This window comes from Tamlana flava (assembly GCF_041287255.1).
Lineage (GTDB): Bacteria > Bacteroidota > Bacteroidia > Flavobacteriales > Flavobacteriaceae > Tamlana > Tamlana flava.
The window spans coordinates 552,691-571,575 of record NZ_JBGGTX010000003.1; the positions used below are offsets into that span (position 1 = coordinate 552,691).

At 36.0% G+C, this 18,885-nt stretch carries 18 protein-coding genes; 5 read left to right on the forward strand and 13 right to left on the reverse strand.

Features of this window, described 5'->3' with window-relative positions; genetic code table 11:
• Positions 1 to 12 precede the first annotated feature (12 nt).
• The 4 genes from ACB104_RS11545 to ACB104_RS11560 form a co-directional block, all read right to left on the reverse strand.
• On the reverse strand, positions 13 to 1,602 hold the full coding sequence (locus ACB104_RS11545; protein ID WP_370478859.1) for a S41 family peptidase: 1,590 nt from the start codon (positions 1,600 to 1,602) through the stop codon (positions 13 to 15).
• Positions 1,602 to 2,033 (reverse strand): deoxycytidylate deaminase, encoded by a 432-nt coding sequence (locus ACB104_RS11550; protein WP_370478860.1) that lies wholly within the window; start codon positions 2,031 to 2,033, stop codon positions 1,602 to 1,604. The genes ACB104_RS11545 and ACB104_RS11550 overlap by 1 nt, the downstream gene beginning before the upstream one ends.
• Before the next feature lie 176 nt (positions 2,034 to 2,209).
• A complete protein-coding gene (locus tag ACB104_RS11555; RefSeq protein WP_370478861.1) occupies positions 2,210 to 2,800 on the reverse strand; it encodes a HupE/UreJ family protein in 591 nt (196 codons plus the stop codon).
• Between the two features lie 33 nt (positions 2,801 to 2,833).
• On the reverse strand, positions 2,834 to 3,805 hold the full coding sequence (locus tag ACB104_RS11560; protein ID WP_370478862.1) for an NAD-dependent epimerase/dehydratase family protein: 972 nt from the start codon (positions 3,803 to 3,805) through the stop codon (positions 2,834 to 2,836).
• A 281-nt stretch (positions 3,806 to 4,086) separates the two neighbouring features.
• Here ACB104_RS11560 and ACB104_RS11565 point away from each other — a divergent pair, with 281 nt between their 5' ends.
• On the forward strand, positions 4,087 to 4,605 hold the full coding sequence (locus ACB104_RS11565; protein ID WP_370478863.1) for a hypothetical protein: 519 nt from the start codon (positions 4,087 to 4,089) through the stop codon (positions 4,603 to 4,605).
• Positions 4,606 to 4,667: 62 nt separating this feature from the next.
• Here ACB104_RS11565 and ACB104_RS11570 read toward each other — a convergent pair whose 3' ends face one another.
• Positions 4,668 to 5,381, reverse strand: coding sequence for a hypothetical protein (locus ACB104_RS11570; protein WP_370478864.1), 714 nt, complete (start codon positions 5,379 to 5,381; stop codon positions 4,668 to 4,670).
• Positions 5,382 to 5,576: 195 nt separating this feature from the next.
• Here ACB104_RS11570 and ACB104_RS11575 point away from each other — a divergent pair, with 195 nt between their 5' ends.
• Entirely contained in the window at positions 5,577 to 6,044 is a 468-nt protein-coding gene (locus tag ACB104_RS11575) for a CBS domain-containing protein (RefSeq protein WP_370478865.1), read from the forward strand.
• 43 nt (positions 6,045 to 6,087) lie between these two features.
• Here ACB104_RS11575 and ACB104_RS11580 read toward each other — a convergent pair whose 3' ends face one another.
• The 3 genes from ACB104_RS11580 to ACB104_RS11590 form a co-directional block, all read right to left on the reverse strand.
• On the reverse strand, positions 6,088 to 6,762 hold the full coding sequence (locus ACB104_RS11580; protein ID WP_370478866.1) for a hypothetical protein: 675 nt from the start codon (positions 6,760 to 6,762) through the stop codon (positions 6,088 to 6,090).
• An 87-nt stretch (positions 6,763 to 6,849) separates the two neighbouring features.
• Positions 6,850 to 7,197: a hypothetical protein gene (locus tag ACB104_RS11585; RefSeq protein WP_370478867.1), complete on the reverse strand. Its 348-nt coding sequence runs from the start codon at positions 7,195 to 7,197 to the stop codon at positions 6,850 to 6,852.
• Between the two features lie 10 nt (positions 7,198 to 7,207).
• Positions 7,208 to 7,711, reverse strand: coding sequence for a DinB family protein (locus ACB104_RS11590; RefSeq protein ID WP_370478868.1), 504 nt, complete (start codon positions 7,709 to 7,711; stop codon positions 7,208 to 7,210).
• Between the two features lie 181 nt (positions 7,712 to 7,892).
• Between ACB104_RS11590 and ACB104_RS11595 the strand changes: the two genes are divergently transcribed.
• Positions 7,893 to 8,222: a single-stranded DNA-binding protein gene (locus tag ACB104_RS11595; protein WP_370478870.1), complete on the forward strand. Its 330-nt coding sequence runs from the start codon at positions 7,893 to 7,895 to the stop codon at positions 8,220 to 8,222.
• Positions 8,223 to 8,270: 48 nt separating this feature from the next.
• On the opposite strand, the gene nadB is transcribed toward ACB104_RS11595, so the two are convergent.
• The 3 genes from nadB to ACB104_RS11610 all read right to left on the reverse strand — a co-directional run bounded on the left by nadB (position 8,271) and on the right by ACB104_RS11610 (position 12,788).
• Entirely contained in the window at positions 8,271 to 9,827 is a 1,557-nt protein-coding gene (nadB, locus tag ACB104_RS11600; RefSeq protein WP_370478872.1) for an L-aspartate oxidase, read from the reverse strand.
• A 5-nt stretch (positions 9,828 to 9,832) separates the two neighbouring features.
• Positions 9,833 to 10,759: a quinolinate synthase NadA gene (nadA, locus tag ACB104_RS11605; protein ID WP_502267022.1), complete on the reverse strand. Its 927-nt coding sequence runs from the start codon at positions 10,757 to 10,759 to the stop codon at positions 9,833 to 9,835.
• Between the two features lie 220 nt (positions 10,760 to 10,979).
• A complete protein-coding gene (locus ACB104_RS11610) occupies positions 10,980 to 12,788 on the reverse strand; it encodes a hypothetical protein (protein ID WP_370478873.1) in 1,809 nt (602 codons plus the stop codon).
• 271 nt (positions 12,789 to 13,059) lie between these two features.
• Here ACB104_RS11610 and ACB104_RS11615 point away from each other — a divergent pair, with 271 nt between their 5' ends.
• Entirely contained in the window at positions 13,060 to 15,642 is a 2,583-nt protein-coding gene (locus ACB104_RS11615) for a phosphoenolpyruvate carboxylase (RefSeq protein WP_370478875.1), read from the forward strand.
• A gap of 70 nt (positions 15,643 to 15,712) precedes the next feature.
• The gene (locus ACB104_RS11620; RefSeq protein ID WP_370478877.1) at positions 15,713 to 17,131 is read left to right on the forward strand and encodes an amidohydrolase family protein; all 1,419 of its coding nucleotides are present in this window, start codon (positions 15,713 to 15,715) and stop codon (positions 17,129 to 17,131) included.
• A 77-nt stretch (positions 17,132 to 17,208) separates the two neighbouring features.
• Here the strand turns inward: ACB104_RS11620 and ACB104_RS11625 are convergent, their stop codons facing one another.
• Together ACB104_RS11625 and ACB104_RS11630 are read right to left on the reverse strand one after the other, a co-directional pair.
• Positions 17,209 to 18,450 (reverse strand): ammonium transporter, encoded by a 1,242-nt coding sequence (locus ACB104_RS11625; protein ID WP_370478879.1) that lies wholly within the window; start codon positions 18,448 to 18,450, stop codon positions 17,209 to 17,211.
• An 18-nt stretch (positions 18,451 to 18,468) separates the two neighbouring features.
• Entirely contained in the window at positions 18,469 to 18,807 is a 339-nt protein-coding gene (locus ACB104_RS11630) for a P-II family nitrogen regulator (protein WP_370478881.1), read from the reverse strand.
• Positions 18,808 to 18,885 lie beyond the last annotated feature (78 nt).

Here is an 18,885-nt window from a genome sequence, read left to right on the forward strand (position 1 = left end):
ATCATGACAAAATCATTCTCCCTCGCTTAACTTAACAACCTCCTCAATCATAATATCACGTTGATTGAAGACCTCTTCGAAGGCACCATTGCCAAAAAGTTGATCGGCCAACGTGGCTTTAATGTATTGCTCCACTTCGTCGTGATAGGCCACAAAAGTGACTTTTGAGTCGCTTCTTATATTTAAATAATCTTGGAAAGCAAACACCAAATCGTCGCCCAATTCAAAGTTATCTATAAACTCTTGTCGTGAAATACCATCATATTTGTGTCGGTCTTGTTCTAATTCCTCGAAAACAAAATTTCCGAAAAAACCACGACGTTGCAAAAAGGAAAGTGTTTCATTTTGCATACTTGTATCAATGGGAACAAATACATCTGGAATGATGCCACCGCCACCATACACAGTTTTTCCACCCGGCGTGGTAAATTTTAGAGAATCATCAACCTGAATTTTTTCCGCATCTAGAAGCTCACCTCTATCCAAACGCTCAAAATACTCGTCATAATAATCTTTGTTGCCGTGGTCGTAAGGTCGCTGGATGGAGCGTCCTGTTGGCGTGTAATATCGTGAAACTGTTAAACGAACTGCACTGCCATCACCCAAATCCATTTCTCGCTGAACCAAACCTTTTCCATAAGAGCGCCTTCCAACGATGGTGCCTTTGTCGTTATCCTGCAAAGCCCCAGCCACAATCTCACTAGCAGAAGCTGAATTCTCATCTATCAGCACATATACTTTACCGTCTTCAAAGTCTCCTTCACTCGTGGCAAAACTCTTTTCGATATCCCCTCGCTTATTTTTTGTGAACAAAATGAGTTTATCATCTTCTAAAAACTCATCGGCTATTTGTTCAGCAATGTGTTTTAATCCCCCTGGGTTATTTCTTAAATCCAAAGCCATTTCGGTAGCACCCAAGGCCTGTAATTTTTCAATACCTGCCTTAAACTCTTTATAGGTGGATTCAGCAAAACGATTTATTTTGATGTAACCCAGTTTATCCGTAAGCATATAAGCTGCGTCAACACTTTTAATGGGTATGTTGCTTCGTTTTACGGTGAAATCCAAAAGTTTTGGCTCTCCCCTTCTGTAGACCTTCAATTTAACTTTAGAGTTTATTTCGCCTTTTAATTTTTCAAGGATTTCTTCATCCTTTAGTTTATCTCCAAAAAGTGAATCGCCATCGGCCATGATTATTCTGTCTCCACCTTTAATGCCAGCTTTTGCACTGGGCCCATTTTCAACAGCCCTGATAACGGCAATAGTATCTTTGTAGGTATAAAAGCTCACGCCAATGCCTACAAAATCACCTTTCATTTCTTCAGCAACGCGTTGCATATCCTCTTTTCGAATATAAACCGAATGCGGATCCAGATGGTCTAAAATGCCGTTTACGGTAACATCAACTATACTATCGGTATTAATGTCGTCAACATAATCGTATTCAATATAATCAATGAGCCTATTGATTTTGTCCTTTTTACTGTTGGTGGAAAATAGTTTATCACGAGAATCAGCAAAGTCGAGCTTTCCCCCAATAAAAATGCCCATTGCTATGGCAACTCCTAAAAATAACGGTATGTATTTTTTTTGAAATGACATCACACGGCTAAATCTTCAATTAATTTTAATTTAATTCCGGCCTTTTCTAAAAACTTCAATCCGGAATCATCTTTATAGGCTTTGTTGTAAACCACCTTTACAATACCCGCTTGATGAATCAGTTTACTGCATTCCTTACAAGGTGATAAAGTTATATACAGGGTGGCTCCTTTACACGATTGGGTTGATGCCGCCACCTTTAAAATGGCGTTTGCTTCGGCGTGAAGAACATACCATTTTGTATATCCTTCTTCATCTTCGCAAAAATTTTCAAACCCCGATGGTGTTCCATTGTAACCATCTGAAATGATCATCCTATCTTTTACAATAATGGCTCCAACCTGTTTGCGGTTGCAATACGACAATTTCCCCCACTCTTGCGCAATTCTCAAATAAGCCTTGTCGTACTTAAGCTGTTTATCTTTTGGCATTAATCTATTTTATAATTACTGAGAATTGAGATTTAAATACGAGAAACTACTTTTCTATCATCTCAATTACAATTCATTTAGGTCACTGCGTCAACCCCTTTAGCCTAAACCTATAACGAATATACTCGCTTCCTATTTTAATTGCAACGCCTGTGCGTTAAAGTTTTACGAAAATTTTATGCTAAAAAGTCACTGTTTAAAATCATGGGAATTACCAAACCGACCACTATGGCCGATATTACCATTATCCAATCACGTTTGGAAAACCTAAAAATGGTTTGCACTATGTAGCCTAAAAATAGCACCATGAACACTATAATAACTTGTGCAATTTCAATACCAAGCGCAAACTCAAGCAACAAAACTATTTTATTATCGCTATCCCCCAAAAGCATTCTGAATTCGCGAGCAAAACCCAAACCATGAATAAGTCCAAAAAACAATGTTGACAAAAACAATACCCCAACTTTTTCGCGTTGGGCTCCTTTTCCTGAAGTAAATACATTGAACAGCGCCACAATCATTATGGTAATAGGAATTAGAAATTCTACCACGGCAGCATTAACACTTATAACACTATATGACGCCAAAACCAAAGACAAGGTATGGCCAATCGTAAACATGGAAACCAGCAATAGCACACGTTTCCAATCCTTAAAAACATAAGGCACTGTTAGAACAATAAGAAATAAAACATGGTCGTAAGCATTAATATCAAGTACGTGATTAATGCCATAATTTACGTTAAACCAAATATTTTCGAGCATATCAATTAAGATTTAGGGTAGCCAAATATACAACTAATTAGATTTGTTTAACACTCCAGCAAATTTCTTTCTAAGTTGGAAGAGCATTTCATCGGTTATATCTTCTAAAGAAAAAGCATGTTTCCATTTCCAATCTTGCCGCGCATAAGAGTCATTGATGTTTTTTGGCCAACTACTGGCTATCTCCTGTCTATAATCGGGTTTGTAGCTTATTTCAAATTCGGGTATATGTTTTTTTATGGATTTTGCAATTTCCTTAGGGGCAAAGCTTATGGCTGCCAAGTTGTAGGACGACCTAATCTTTACATCTTCTGGCTTGACTTGCATGATATCTACTGTGGCTTTAACGGCATCGTCCATGTACATCATGGGGAGTTCGGTGTCTTCTTTTAAAAAGCATTCATAGTGGCCATTGGTAATGGCTTTATGGTAAATCTCAACGGCATAGTCGGTTGTACCTCCACCGGGCATTGTTTTCCAACTTATAATTCCAGGATAGCGCAAACTCCTAACATCTACCCCATATTTATTATTATAGTACTCACACCAGCGTTCGCCCACTTGTTTTGTAATACCATAAACGGTGGAGGGCTCCATAATGGTATATTGCGGCGTATAATCAACCGGAGTAGTCGGACCAAAAACGGCAATACTAGAGGGCCAAAACACTTTTTTGATGAACTTATCACGTGCCAAATTCAACACATTAAACAAGGAAGTCATGTTTAAATCCCAAGCCCTCATTGGAAACTTTTCTCCTTTGGCACTTAACAAAGCTGCCATTAAATAAACAGTATCGATATTGAATTTTTCAATGCATGTTTTAAGGCTTGCGTAATTTACAGCATCAACTATTTCAAAAATTCCTGAGTTAACAATATCTAAATTGCCATAACTTATATCGCTGGCAATAACATTTTCACTACCATAAATATTCCTTAAGGCAAATGTTAATTCAGAACCAATTTGCCCACAAGCACCAATAATCAATATTTTAGAAGCCATTTAAACTCTTTTAATTAAAGATATTTCAAAAATAATAATATTTTATTGGCAATATCGCACTTAAAATATCGGATATTTATAATTTATTGTTAAATCAAACAAATAAAAGAGAAACTATTGCTCTATATTTCTTTTAAAAAAACTAAATTTTGCTTTAATAAAATTGCAAAATTTAGTCTCACATCAGTAATCAATTTGTTAGTCCATGAATTTTTTCCATTCACTTTTTGTGAATTTCTGGATGAAAAAATTCATGTACTTTTGTGTTTAAAATTATCGGCATGCGCACCTACATTTTAAGTTTATCTAGTATTCTCGTTTTTATTACTTACTGCGGAAAAGCTCAAAAGACTGAAATTGTTGAGAAAGATGAGCAAAACACGAGCAAAGAAGTAACCGCACAGGATATTGCCAAAATTAAATACACAGACTACATTTTGGATGAAAACGTTGAAAAACTTTTGGTGAATTCAGGTGAGTATGCGCAAGTGAGGGATGTTGTAGGAAGCATCAAAAAAGGCGATTTAAGCTTTTTTGTAACTAGCAAGGAACACGCCAAAGACCTTTTTAAAAACTTGAGGCAAACCATGCCCACCGAATTAAATACAGAATCTGTTTTGGCAAGGGTTTTGGTTTTGGAAACTAAGTTTAAAAAGCTGGAAAGCCTTTCCAACCTTACTACTACAAGTAAAGAGGAACTCATTAAAACCATTAAAGAATTTTTTGTAGCGTTTTCGAACCTCAACTTACAAATGAACAAAAAAGTTGAGTTTGATAACCGCGAGATTGAAAAACCTTAAAAACAAAAAAGGGTCTGTTCAAAAAATTTGAACAGACCCTTTAAGTATAATTTCAATAAGCTCTAATTCTGTGGCTGTGCCCCTTGGCTTTGCAACACTTGTTTTTGTCTTAAAAGCTCGTTTTTGGTAATTTGTATCAAATTAAAATTTGGTGAAGCCTTTAAAGCTGCATCCAAAATATCTACAGCAGCATCAATATTTCCCTTGGTATCCTTATTATACATTGACAGGGCGTTTAAGTACATGAACGCCGATTTTAAAGACACTTCATAAGGGTTTTGTGACTCATAAAATGCTCTCTTCATTTCAGGTTTTGAATTTGCCAATCCATAAGCAATATGTTTATCTGCTTCTTCAATCTTTTTCAATTGTAAATTTAACTCAGCCAATTCGTAAGCCACCAAAGCATTTGGCTCTCTTTTAAAGACTTCTTCAAAATGACCAATGGCCATTTCCGGTTGTTTTACCGCTTTTAAAGAGACTGCTTTAACTTCCAGGGCAATATCAGAATCTGATGTGTTTTTTTCAATACCAATGGTATTTAAGGCCTGCATGTATTTGCCTTCGCTCATATATATATAGGCCAAAGTATCCATTCTAGCTTGCGATGGTGCCAGAACGTTAAGATGTGTTAGTCCGTTAATAATGCCTTGAACATCACCCTGCGCCTGCATTTGCTTGTAATAAGCCTCATAGTGTTTTGTTAATTCTGAGTTAGTTTGTGCACTCACCATAATACTACCCAGCAATAAAACCAATCCAAATAATTTTTTCATCATTGTTTTTAATGTGTTTAATCTAATTTATTTAAGCGGGCTAAAACTATAAAAAATTAGCATTTAAACTCTTAAAAGAATGCTAATTATTTCAATTTTTATATAAAAAATCAGCATTTAATTTACTTAATCAAAAAATGGTTTAGGTTTTATTAAAATAAATAAGTATATTTAAGATTACTAAATTTGTTAAATATGGGAATAAAGAGTTTTCAAGGGGCACGGAGACAGCAATCAAATACTGATGATTCACCGTCATTGACCGTTAGCGATTACATGACTACAGACTTAATTACGTTTACACCAGACCAAACCATAGAAAGTGTGATGCAGGCAATAATTAAGCATAGAATTTCTGGGGGGCCGGTGGTTAATGACAAAAACGAACTTGTTGGTGTAATTTCTGAAGGCGATTGCATTAAACAAATTAGTGAGAGCCGCTATTACAATATGCCCATGCAGGATCAAACCATTGAAAAACACATGGCTAAAAATGTTGAAACCATTGATGGCAACATGAATATTTTTGATGCAGCCAACAAATTTTTAAATGCTAAACGGCGACGTTTCCCGATTGTTGAAAACGGTAAACTTGTGGGGCAAATAAGCCAGAAAGATGTGCTTAAAGCCGCTATGCAGTTAAAAGGGCATAACTGGAGATAAAATAATTTACCATGTATAATAAGCGAAGCTTTTGATTTAAAGATCAAAAGCTTTTTCTTTTTTGTTTGGCGTCTGGGTGGTCTGTAATTATAAGTTTTTGCTCCGCACTACTTTCCAAAGCTGCTATTTTAGAATAGTTATAACCTTCAATGGGCTCTTTTAAGGTTTTACATTTTGCTATACCTCCAACGGTAATAGTTTCACCTATTTCAATAATCCTCTCGGTGTATTTTAAAGTTTTATTAAATCCAAACCAGTTTTCACTTGCTATTCCAAAATCGTTCAAAACATTTTTAAACTCGGGTGTAGGATCATTAAAAGTTCCAGAGGTTATGCGTTTGTCCTCAACCATATAGCTATGATAATTATTGGATGCCACAGAAGGCTTAACCATGACCAATTTACCGTTATGCTCCAGAAAAAAACTTTGAATATTTTCGTGTTTAACAAGCGTTTTCCAATGCGAATTTTTACCCGAACTCACTTTCTGCTTCACCTGAAAAATATAAGCAACACACTGCCTTTTACTAAAAGGAGCAATAAAAGGCTCTTCAACTTGTAAAACCTTCCCTGTTACTTTAGTCAATTCATTGCTTCTAAATTGGCCTATATGCCTAAATTGAAATTTGGATAGTTTACGTAAAACAATACTCTTTCTACTGAAATAAATCGCCAAAAAAATAACCAGTCCTACTATTAGGATTATTAATAACGGCATGAAAAAATTGGGGTTTTGAGACATCTAAACTTAATGAAATATATTACCTATTTGTAAATGATGATTATAAATTGTTACACTAAAATTTTACTCCCGCTTAACCAAAGCATAATAATCGCCTTCTAAAGGCAAATACCCTTGGTCGTAAACAAAGTAATATACTGCACCCGCTTTGGTTGTATATATGCTTGTGAAATAATTAAAATCGAAACCGGCCTCAATTAATTTTGCCCGAGAAGTCTTTGTTTTTTGGTCCGGGTTAAGGGCTTCTAAAATCCTATAGTTTTTTCTGAGTCGGTTGTTTGTATTTCGTATTAGGTTCTTGCTGTCTTTATTTACCCGATTGTTATAGGCATTTCTGCAACCGTCGCTACAGAATTTTTTATCTATTCTGCCCACAATTTTTTCACCGCACTCTAAACATTGTTTTGCCATAATCTATTTTTTACCAATTGCCAGCGTAACTTAGTTCTGTATCGCTATTCTGTTTAAAATATTCGTACTTGTATCTTACAATCTGCCTGAAATGTAAATAGTCATGCGCCAACCAATTATTTAAAAACAGTTTGGCAGGCATGGTTCCCAAATCTGGATGTTGCAAAGTGCTTTCCCAATTAGACTGTTTTAACGTCTTTAACCAACTAATAGACTTATTTCGTTCTTCAATAAAATTATGCAATGTTTGAACGAAGTTTTTAGATATATAGTTTTTTTCTGTTACCCAACCAACGGGATTGATGGGGACCATAGTTTTATCGGAATCCTCAAGCGCATGCTTTACCCTTGCCCTAAAATCATAAATTTCTTCATCTACAAGATGACAAACAATTTCCAATAAGCACCATTTATCTGGCGCAGGACGCCATAAATATTGCGCTTCCGCAATATCCTTCAACAAATTTTCGAAAACATATTTGTTGTTTTCTAGTTGAGAAATGATGTTGTTCATTATGGTAAATTATATATAGCTCTAAATGTAAGGAAAATTATCCATTTACAAACGACTACAAACATTTACAAACGAAATTAAATAAGTAAGTACCGAATAAGTTTTTAAAGCTGTTCCATATTTGCATCGTCGAAACATAAGAACTCGATAGTATTAACTGTTTAACATTAAAATTTAAATTATGAGCACGCTAAAAAACAAAGTACAGTTGATTGGTAACTTGGGCAACGACCCTGAAATCATCAATCTTGAATCAGGAAAAACATTGGCAAAATTTAACATTGCAACCAATGAAAGCTACACCAACAATAAAGGTGAAAAAGTTATGGACACTCAATGGCACAATATTGTTGCTTGGGGCAAAACGGCACAAATCATTGAAAAATACGTAACAAAAGGTAAAGAAGTGGCAGTTGAAGGCAAATTGACCTCGCGAAGCTACGACGATAAGGAAGGAAACAAGCGCTACATTACAGAGGTTGTTTGTAGTGAATTACTAATGCTCAACTAATAATCATTTTTACACAAATACTTAGTAAAGCCGATACTTAAGTCGGCTTTACTTTTTTAAGTTATCTAAATTAAAATAGCCACCTTTATTTTCAGTCCTGTCTAAAGATTGTCTTATTATTAGATGAGATACATTTATCATGTTTCGCAATTCACAAAGTGAAGTTGTTATTTTAGATTCCCTATACAAATCTTCAACTTCAGTATAAATTAAATCCAAATGTTTAATAGCGCGTTTTAAACGCTTATTGCTCCTAACAATCCCAACATAATCGCGCATTAATGCTTGCAATTGTTTTAAGTTGTGTTGAATTAGAACATGTTCTTCAGGTATGGTTGTTCCCTCATCATTCCAATCAGGAATACTAACGTCAATATTTTCACAATTAAGCTCGGCATGATACCTGAAAATATTGTGCGCATACACCAAAGCCTCTAAAAGCGAGTTTGATGCTAGCCTATTGGCACCATGCAAACCTGTTCTGGAACATTCACCACAGGCAAATAAATTATTAATCGTTGTTTTTCCTTCTTTATCAACTTGAATGCCACCACACAAGTAATGGGATGCTGGGATTACAGGAATCCAATCGGTTTTAATATCTATATGATGTTCTAAACATTTGTTGTAAATATTCGGAAAATGATTTTTGAAGGCGTCCAAATCCAAATGGGTGCAATCTAAATATACATGGGTATCACCAGATTTCTTGAGCTCGCTATCAATACTTTGCGAAACAATATCCCTAGATGCCAGTTCGGCACGCTCATCATAATCAGGCATAAACCTGTTCCCTTTTTTATTCCGAAGATATGCACCAAAACCACGAACCGCCTCAGAAATTAAAAAAGAGGATTCTCCCTTTGCTTGATAAAGCGCAGTTGGATGAAATTGAACAAACTCCATATCCTTTATACGCGCTTTGGCTCTATAGGCCATGGCGATGCCATCGCCCGTTGCAATAACAGGATTTGTAGTGTGCCCATAAACACAACCTATTCCGCCAGAAGCAAGTAAAGTGCTGTTAGCTTTAATTGTAAAAATTTGTCCAGATTTTTGGTCCAATACATAAGCTCCATAACAGGTCAATTTTTCGGAAGATGTATTTTTAATATGGTGATTGGTCACTAAATCGATAGCAAAATGATGTGGTAAAATTGAAATATTTTTCAATTGATGTGCTCTGTGCAATAAAGCTCTTTCTATTTCGTAACCCGTAATATCCTTATGGTGCACAATGCGATACTCTGAATGCCCCCCTTCTTTTCCCAAATCGAACTTACCAGCATCATTCACGTCAAAGTTTGCCCCCCAAAGCAGAAGTTCTTCAAGTCGTTGGGGACCTTCCTTAACCACCATCTCTACGACCTCTTTGTCACAAAGGCCATCTCCGGCGATTAAGGTGTCTTCAATATGTTTTTTAAACGAATCTTCCTCTTTGTTCAAAACAATCGCAACTCCGCCTTGGGCATATTTAGTATTGGATTCGTCTTCGCTAGCTTTGGTAACGATTACAATATTTCGCTCGGGAAATTTTTCCGCTATTTTTACTGAAAACGTTAAACCCGCTATTCCTGAACCAATGACTAAGTAATCTGCAGTCATGTTATTTATTTTGACAACTCCAGCATACGTTCAATAGGCAACAATGCACGGTCAATTATGGAAGGGTCAACATCTATTTGTGGTGACTCGTTAAGCAAACAATTATATAATTTTTGAAGGGTGTTCATTTTCATGAAGTGGCACTCACTACAAGCACAAGTATTATCCTCTTTTGCTGGCGCAGGCACCAATTCTGTATTAGGCATTTCTTGTTGCATTTTATGTAAAATACCCGCTTCTGTAGCCACAATAAATTTTTGGTCTTGATGCTCCTTTACATAATTAATCATTCCAGAAGTAGAACCAATATAGGTGGCCGTATTAAGAATATGCGTTTCAGATTCTGGGTGTGCTATAATTTTATAATCTGGATGTTTTTTGTGTAATGCTATCAATTTATCCATTGAAAAAGCTTCATGAACGATACAGCTTCCGTCCCACAACAACATATCCCTTCCAGTTTCATTGATGATATATTGTCCAAGATTTTTATCTGGCGCGAAAATAATTGGTGTCTCCTTTGGAACAGAATTCACGATTTTCAATGCATTGGAGGATGTACAAACAATATCGCTCAATGCCTTGATTTCAGCAGAACAATTTACATAAGTAATCACCACATGGTCTGGGTGTGCCTTGGTGAATTTTTCAAAAGCATCTGGCGGACAAGAATCTGCCAACGAACAACCAGCTTTTAAATCAGGCAGAACAACCGTTTTGCTTGGGTTCAAAATTTTTGCGGTTTCGGCCATAAAATGCACACCTGCAAATACAATAATATCGGCATCTGTCTCCGCCGCCTTTTGCGAAAGACCCAAACTATCCCCCACATAATCAGCTATATCCTGTATTTCGCCCACCTGATAATAGTGCGCCAAAATAACTGCATTTTTCTCCTTTTTTAACCGCTTTATTTCCTTTACTAAATCCATTTTAATAGCAAAAGCATGATTATAAAACTAGCTTGGTTTAGCCAAACTAAATGCTTTAATGCAAATATCCTAATTAATATTTTTAATGAATTGTGATTCTTATAAAAAATATTTTCCAATAAAATACCTGCAACGATTTTACAAAATTTTTAAATAATTGCTAATCAAAAGGTTTTATATTTCAGAAAACAAAAAGAGGTTGTTTTCACAAAAAAGTAAGTTAAGCCTCTATTGGCTGAAGCTCCATATCTGATAAAATAGTGCTCAAAACCTTATTAACTCTTTCCAATTCTGCCAAAACAAATGCTTTAACCGTGTTAAAAGAACCATTTAAACCCTTAAACACACTTTCATAATAAGCTACGCCCTCCTTAAGATTTTCTGCAAAAGTGCTTAAATATTTTTGTTCTTTTAAGCTGAAAGAACTTTGGGCCAATGCTATTTTTTCATTCAGATAGCCCATATAAATATGTAGTTCTTTTATGAAAAAGTTGGGTCTATCGTTTCTATCAATCATATTGGCACGCCCATAAATATGGTCGGTAATATTAGCCAAACCCATTACTCTTGAGAAATACGCCATATTAGGGCCAGGACAAACAGACACTCCTTTGCCTTCGGTTTTGGTATCTAAATTATACACCAAAAGCGCCGATGTTCCCAAGCCTACACAAGTACAGGATTTCTCTGTTATTTTATTGTATTGCTCTTGATATTGGTTTTCTGATAGACCGAGAGTATCCAACTCTTTTATTTTTAGATATTGATATTCGCGTGAGGCCGTACAAATTCCAGTTTCCTTAAATTCCTTATTTAAAGCCACAAACTTTTTTGGACACGAACTACCTGGCCGCTCTTTATCGATTAAGGCCTGTTTTTCTTCATCTTTTGTATTGCCTTTTAAATTGTTAAAGGGTATCCCCAACGGTGAAATGTCACTTAAATACAAATCATCTTCATTGGCGTTTGCGAGTTTTTTAAGTGTTTCAGAATCTACTGTTGTGGCTTCCGGAACAAGCAAAAAAGGGCTTCCCCAACCTACAGAATCTAAGCTATAATGTTCGATTAAAAATTCGTGCTCCTCATGGGTTCCAACACCACCTTGGGCCGTCACCTTAAACGACAGTTTTTCTTTGGGCACTATTCTATTTTGCCTTTCCAATTCTTGGCATAAAACACCAAATATAGTATCGTGCAACGCTTTTCGATTTTGTTTGAATTCTTGAAGTACTGGCCCCAATAGATGGCCATCAGTGGCAAATGCATGTCCGCCACAATTAAGCCCAGACTCTATTCTGAATTCTGAAACCCACAACCCTTTTTTGGCCAAAAACCTACCTTGTATCAAAGCCGATCTATAATCGCTCACTTTTAAAATAATGCCTTTTTTAAATTGGCCATTTTCATCTGGGTAAAAATCGTCAAACTCTGCCATATATCCATAAAGCCTTGGGTTCATGCCAGCCGAAAGCACCACAGAGCTATTTAATTTACTCTTGGCAAACCCTCGCAATGCTGCATGCGCATCGTTGTATTTATCAGAAAGCTTCTCGTTACCCTTAAAATTTTCTTTATCAACCTTGGTCATAATGTTAACATCAATGGCTCCTTTTACAAGATTTTTTGATGCCCACATTTTTAGTTCTGAATTATTACCCCCTTTTGATATCAAATTGTTGAAGTCATTTTTCAGCTTAGAACCATTAGGCAACATACTTAAATAAGCCAATAAAATCTTGTTAGAACTTGATGCCGTTTCTTTTAATGCTTGGAACTTTTCATCCACCAAATCGTGCATTAGGTTTAGGTACGACGTAATTCTTTTTGCCCTGAAATCGTCTTCTTTTCCACCAATTTCAACATAAGGCAACCCAATTTTTTCGCTATACATTTTCCTTAATTTTTCCAATAAAATGTCATCAACTAAAGAAATTACAGAATCTATGCCATATTGGGCTACTTTTAATGGTGTGTCTACCGTAAAACCAATGCCCATTACGGGAATATGAAATGTGTGTGCCTTTACCATACTTTTTGTTTTAATCGGCAAAGGTATAATGTGAAGCACGGACAAAACATGACAAATGTCATCCTAAAATCTCTTCGATTAATTTAAAAGCCAAAAACCATGATTTTTCAACAAAAATCGATTAGAAACATGGAGCTATACCTGTCTTTTTTTTTAATTATTCTTAAATAGAATTCAACAAAGTGCAAAATTTGATAAAACTTTACCGAGACCGCTTTGTTTAATTTTAGCTTTAGTATTTTTATGCTTCATTTAAATAGAAATAAATTATATGTCTGTAGAGCCAAAATTAACTAGATTCAAACAAAGCGTTTTGTCAAAATACCAAATATACAACAGTATATTTATGACCTTACCCTTTGATGCGGTTACTAAAACAGGAGTTTTACTTCCTTTATTTCATGAAACTTGTGAGAAAGGATTTAAAAAAGGTGATGACCCTACAACTATTGTCGATACATTTTTTAAGAAATACCAAGCGCGTAGAACCAAGGAAAGCCAGATAAACTTGCTTTTTAGATTCATTCAGTATATTGAAAGACAAGTTGTATTATTTGATGCCATTGAGGACGCCGCATTCCCTGTTGTAAACAATATGGAAGGTATAGGGACCTTAAGAAACCTCAAAGGCTCGGCTATTTCTGATGACAAATTGGAAGAATTAAAGGAATACCTTGAAGAATTTAAGGTTCGTATCGTATTAACGGCTCATCCTACACAGTTTTACCCTGGCTCAGTTTTAGGGATTATTACAGATTTAACAGAAGCAATTAAAGAAAACAACCTCTCTGAAATTAATAATTTATTTGGCCAATTGGGGAAAACGCCTTTTTTCAAACATAAAAAACCAACCCCTTACGATGAAGCCATAAGTTTAATTTGGTATCTGGAAAATGTATTTTACCAATCTTTTGGGGAAATCTACAACTACATACAGCAAAATATTTATACCGATGGCAAAAAGCACAATGAAATCATAAACATTGGTTTTTGGCCGGGAGGTGATAGAGATGGAAATCCGTTCGTAAAACCAGACACCACTTTAAAGGTTGCTCAAAAACTAAAGAAAGCGATACTTAAAAAATATTACGAAGACCTTAAAAAACTAAGAAGAAAACTAACGTTTAGAGGTGTAGAAGATCGCATTGTTAAATTAGAAACTTTGTTTTACAACTACAGTATCAATCTGGACACAAAAAACACCATAAGCTCAAAAGAGCTTATTAAAGAATTGCTCAGCATAAGGAAAGTTATCATAGAAGAGCACCAATCGTTGTACGTCAACGAAATCAATAACTTAATAAACAGAATACATTTATTTGGTTACAGTTTTGCAACTTTGGACATAAGACAAGACAGCCGAATACATCATTCCGTTTTTACAACGGTAATAGATCATTTGATTAAAACCGGCGCCTCTTCTTTCCCTGATAACTATCACGATTTATCTGAAAAAGAACAAATTGAAATCTTATCCAAAGCCAATGATAATATTAAAAATTTAGATGTTTTTGAAGATGAAATGGTTTATAACACATTAAAAACCATTTCAGTAATTAAAGATATCCAGGAAACCAATGGTGAGCGTGGTGCCAACAGATACATTATTAGCAACAACCAAACAGCTTTGAACGTCATGCAATTGTTTGCCATGCTAAAAATTGTGGCGTTTAAAGACGAATTGACTGTTGATGTGGTTCCACTATTCGAAACCATTACCGACTTAGAAAACGCCCCAAGTGTTATGGAGCAGTTATACACCAACCCAGAATATATGGAACATTTAAAGTCCAGAGGCATGAAACAAACCATAATGTTAGGTTTCTCTGACGGCACCAAAGATGGAGGGTATTTAATGGCCAACTGGGGCATATACAAGGCCAAGGAACTCCTTACCGAAATGTCTAGAAAGTATGATATAACTGCCATATTCTTTGATGGCCGTGGTGGACCGCCAGCTCGTGGTGGAGGTAAAACCCATCAGTTTTATGCGTCCTTGGGCCCAACAATTGAAGACAAAGAGGTGCAGCTTACCATTCAAGGGCAAACCATTAGTTCTAATTTTGGAACCAGAGACTCTGCGCAATATAACTTGGAACAGTTAATAAGTTCTGGTATCATGAATAGGCTAAGGGAAAAGAATAAAATGTCTGATGAAGACCGATTCGTCATGAACGATTTGGCTGAAACCAGTTATCAAACCTATAAAGATTTTAAGAGCCACCCAATGTTTATTCCTTATTTGGAGCGTATGAGTACGCTAAAGTACTACGCCAAAACCAATATTGGAAGTAGACCTTCAAAACGTGGCACTTCAGACAAACTTATTTTCTCTGATTTAAGGGCCATTCCGTTTGTGGGTTCATGGAGTCAATTAAAACAGAATGTCCCTGGGTTCTTTGGTGTGGGCACGGCCTTAAAACAATACGAAGACAGAGGTGAATTTTACAAAGTGGAGCAGCTTTATAATAACTCAAAATTCTTCAAAACGCTATTGGAAAATAGTATGATGTCCTTAACAAAATCATTTTTCGATTTGACCAAGTATATGGCTAAGGATGAAGAATTTGGCGATTTCTGGAACATAATTTACACGGAGTATTTAACGACCAAAGAGTTATTACTGAAATTAACAGGCTACAAAGAATTAATGGAAAACGAACCTTCAGGAAAAGCCTCCATCGAAGTTAGGGAATCCATTGTTTTGCCTTTGCTTACCATTCAACAATATGCGCTTAAAAAGATTCAAGACTTTGAAAAGGCAGGCATTGATAATGAAGAAAAGCAAATTTTCGAGAAAATAGTTACCCGTTCATTATTTGGTAATATCAACGCGAGTAGAAACTCGGCTTAAATTTTTATATTAGGTTTTTCATATAATTATTCTTTATCTTCATAGAGCATAATTAACCAATAGAAGTTATATGAAAAACCTTTTTTTTATTTCGATATTTATAAGTTTATATCTTTCCTCCTACGGGCAAACTTCTTTGTCAAAGGAAACAGAAGCCTATGTGTCACACCCTAAAGGCATATATGTTTTTCAAAATTTAACTATAGTTGATGGTACTGGTAATGCCTCCAAAACAAATCAAGACATTATAGTTAATGGTGAAATAATTGAACACATTGGTCCTGGTTTACCCATTCCTGAAAACGCCATTGTAGTTAATTTGGAAGGCAAAAGTGCTATACCTGGAATGGTGATGTTGCATGAACACCTTTTTTATCCAAAAGCCACGCCCGGCAATAATTTTGGAGTCAACCAAATGAGCTATTCCTTCCCCAAACTTTATTTGGCTGGCGGTATTACCACTATGAGAACTGCGGGAAGCATCATTCCTCATGCCGACCTTAACATCAAAAATAAAATATTGAATGGTGAGATTCCCGGACCAAAGATGGATGTAACCAGTCCACACTTAGATAGGGAAGGCACCGGACTAATTGAGTTGGGCCCTTTTGGTTCTACAGAACAGGTTGTTGATATGGTAAATTTATATGCGGATTTAGGGGTTACTTCTTTTAAAGTATATAATTATTTAACAAAAGCCGATTTGAAGGCTATAGTTGAAACAGCTCATTCTAAAAACTTAAAAGTTACAGGGCACTTGTGTTCCATTACTTATAGACAAGCAGCTGACATAGGGATTGACAACCTTGAACACGGTTTTTATGCCAGTAGTGACTTTATAGTGAACAAACAACCTGATGAATGCGAACCATTCAACCAAAGAAAATCATTACTTCAATTACCTGTTGATTCTGAAGCGATGACAGACCTTATTGAACATTTAGTAGAAAAAAAAGTGGCATTAACATCAACAATCAATGTTTTTGAGCCCTATACCAGTAGAGAAGTTGTTCCAGGTGGAGGGTTAGATGCATTATACACCGGAGCCAAAGAAAAAGTGTTTAAAAGATGGGCAAGCAAACAAGGAAGAGACTCGTTAGACTATGTACTTTTCAACAAAGCAAAAGTATGGGAAAAAGCATTCCATGATGCTGGAGGCCTATTGGTTGCCGGAACAGACCCAACCTATGACGGCAGAATTATTGCTGGTTACGCAAACATGAGATTAGTTGAATTGTTTGTTGAAATGGGCTTTACCATTCCAGAAACCATTAAAATATGCACGTTAAATGGCGCAAAATATTTGGAGCAAGATGACACAATTGGAACTTTAGAAAAAGGCAAAATTGCCGATTTCATCATTCTAAACAAAGATATAAGTAAAGATATTAAAGCCATAAGGTCTACTGAAACAGTATTTAAAAATGGCATTGGCTATAATTCTGAAAAACTATTTAGGGCGGCTGACGGGCTTGTCGGTATTAGATAATGAAAACTCTAAACAAAAAAGGATGGCCCGCATCAAAGCAAGCCATCCTTTATTAACACTCAAAATGTTTTTATATTTTAATGCTCGTTCAACCTGAAGTCTGGATAAGCATCCATACCATGTTCGTGAGCATCCAATCCTTCCAATTCTTCTTTTTCAGGAACTCTAATTCCAACTGTTTTCTTCAACACAAAGAAAATAATAAAAGCCGAAGGAACACAAATAGCTGCATAAGACAAAACACCTATCAATTGGCTAATAAACTGATCCATTCCTGCTAAGTTTCCAAAAATACCAACGGCCAAAGTTCCCCATATACCACATGCCAAATGTACGGCAATGGCTCCAACAGGGTCATCCAATTTTATGGCATCAATAAAACTAACAGCAAAAACAATGATTACACCTGCAATTGCGCCAATGGCGATAGCGCTCTCCGGACTCATCTGGTCAGCACCTGCAGTAATACCAACTAAACCTCCTAAAATACCATTTAAGAACATAGTTAAATCTAAATTCTTAAATTTTAAAAATGACACCAAAGCAGCTACAACTCCACCGGCAGCAGCGGCCAAACAAGTTGTCACCAAGGTCAATGAGGTTAATTCTGGGTCGGCAGAAAGCACAGAGCCCCCGTTAAACCCGAACCATCCTAACCATAAAATCAATACTCCGGCAGTTGCCATAGGGATGCTATGACCAGGTATAGCCTGAGCTTTACCTTCTTTATTAAACTTACCAATTCTAGCACCAAGTAACCATACAGCTACTATAGCAGCCCATCCACCTACCGAGTGTACTAATGTAGAACCTGCAAAATCGTAAAATGGTGTTTCTCTCATATCTAAAAATCCGCCTCCCCATTTCCATGATCCAGCAATAGGATAAACCAATCCTACATATAATATTGTGAAAATCATGAATGGGCCAATTTTTATACGTTCAGCAACAGCTCCAGAAACAATAGTTGCGGCAGTTGCAGCGAACATCCCTTGAAAAAGGAAATCCGTCCACCAAGTATAGCCTCCATCGGCATATTCTGGTGTCATACCATTTTCTGGAGGTGCTATACCAAAACCTGCAAAGTCAAATATCCCGGCTGAATCTTCGGCAAAACCAGGGTACATTAGGTTGAAGCCTACCAAATAGTACAACAACAGCCCCATTGTAATGATAAATATATTCTTAAATAAAATGTTAATTGTATTTTTTTGTCTTGTCAAACCAATTTCTAAAAACGCAAAACCTGTGTGCATAAAGAAAACCAGTGCCGTACAGATCATCATCCATACGTTATTTGCTGTAAATAATCCTTCCATTATAATTTGTTTAATTGTTTATTTTAAAGTTTCTCCTCCTTTTTCTCCAGTTCTTATTCTGTAAGATTGCTCCACATCCGAAACGAAAATTTTACCATCACCAACTTCACCTGTTCCTGCTGAATTTATAATAGCCTGAATAGTTTTTTCAGCAAAATCGTCATTAACCACTATAGATAGGTATCTACGCTGTATGTCACTTGTACTATAGGAAATACCCCTATAAACATGACCTTCCTTTTCGTTTCCAAGACCGGTAACATCCCAGTACGAAAAGAAGTTCACCCCAACTTCATGTAACGCTTCTTTAACAACACGGTACTTTGATTTTCTGATAATTGCTTCAATTTTTTTCATAATTCATTGTCTTAATTGATTTAGTATGTTAAAATAGGAAATTATTTGCTTCCCCTAAAACCTAACTATTTATTTGCC

Bases quoted from the DNA above. Each gene is read 5' to 3' on its own strand.
- ACB104_RS11545 (WP_370478859.1), bottom strand. From the start codon at position 1,602: ATGTCATTTCAAAAAAAATACATACCGTTATTTTTAGGAGTTGCCATA.
- ACB104_RS11550 (WP_370478860.1), bottom strand. From the start codon at position 2,033: ATGCCAAAAGATAAACAGCTTAAGTACGACAAGGCTTATTTGAGAATT.
- ACB104_RS11555 (WP_370478861.1), bottom strand. From the start codon at position 2,800: ATGCTCGAAAATATTTGGTTTAACGTAAATTATGGCATTAATCACGTA.
- ACB104_RS11560 (WP_370478862.1), bottom strand. From the start codon at position 3,805: ATGGCTTCTAAAATATTGATTATTGGTGCTTGTGGGCAAATTGGTTCT.
- ACB104_RS11565 (WP_370478863.1), top strand. From the start codon at position 4,087: ATGCGCACCTACATTTTAAGTTTATCTAGTATTCTCGTTTTTATTACT.
- ACB104_RS11570 (WP_370478864.1), bottom strand. From the start codon at position 5,381: ATGAAAAAATTATTTGGATTGGTTTTATTGCTGGGTAGTATTATGGTG.
- ACB104_RS11575 (WP_370478865.1), top strand. From the start codon at position 5,577: ATGGGAATAAAGAGTTTTCAAGGGGCACGGAGACAGCAATCAAATACT.
- ACB104_RS11580 (WP_370478866.1), bottom strand. From the start codon at position 6,762: ATGCCGTTATTAATAATCCTAATAGTAGGACTGGTTATTTTTTTGGCG.
- ACB104_RS11585 (WP_370478867.1), bottom strand. From the start codon at position 7,197: ATGGCAAAACAATGTTTAGAGTGCGGTGAAAAAATTGTGGGCAGAATA.
- ACB104_RS11590 (WP_370478868.1), bottom strand. From the start codon at position 7,711: ATGAACAACATCATTTCTCAACTAGAAAACAACAAATATGTTTTCGAA.
- ACB104_RS11595 (WP_370478870.1), top strand. From the start codon at position 7,893: ATGAGCACGCTAAAAAACAAAGTACAGTTGATTGGTAACTTGGGCAAC.
- nadB (WP_370478872.1), bottom strand. From the start codon at position 9,827: ATGACTGCAGATTACTTAGTCATTGGTTCAGGAATAGCGGGTTTAACG.
- nadA (WP_502267022.1), bottom strand. From the start codon at position 10,759: ATGGATTTAGTAAAGGAAATAAAGCGGTTAAAAAAGGAGAAAAATGCA.
- ACB104_RS11610 (WP_370478873.1), bottom strand. From the start codon at position 12,788: ATGGTAAAGGCACACACATTTCATATTCCCGTAATGGGCATTGGTTTT.
- ACB104_RS11615 (WP_370478875.1), top strand. From the start codon at position 13,060: ATGTCTGTAGAGCCAAAATTAACTAGATTCAAACAAAGCGTTTTGTCA.
- ACB104_RS11620 (WP_370478877.1), top strand. From the start codon at position 15,713: ATGAAAAACCTTTTTTTTATTTCGATATTTATAAGTTTATATCTTTCC.
- ACB104_RS11625 (WP_370478879.1), bottom strand. From the start codon at position 18,450: ATGGAAGGATTATTTACAGCAAATAACGTATGGATGATGATCTGTACG.
- ACB104_RS11630 (WP_370478881.1), bottom strand. From the start codon at position 18,807: ATGAAAAAAATTGAAGCAATTATCAGAAAATCAAAGTACCGTGTTGTT.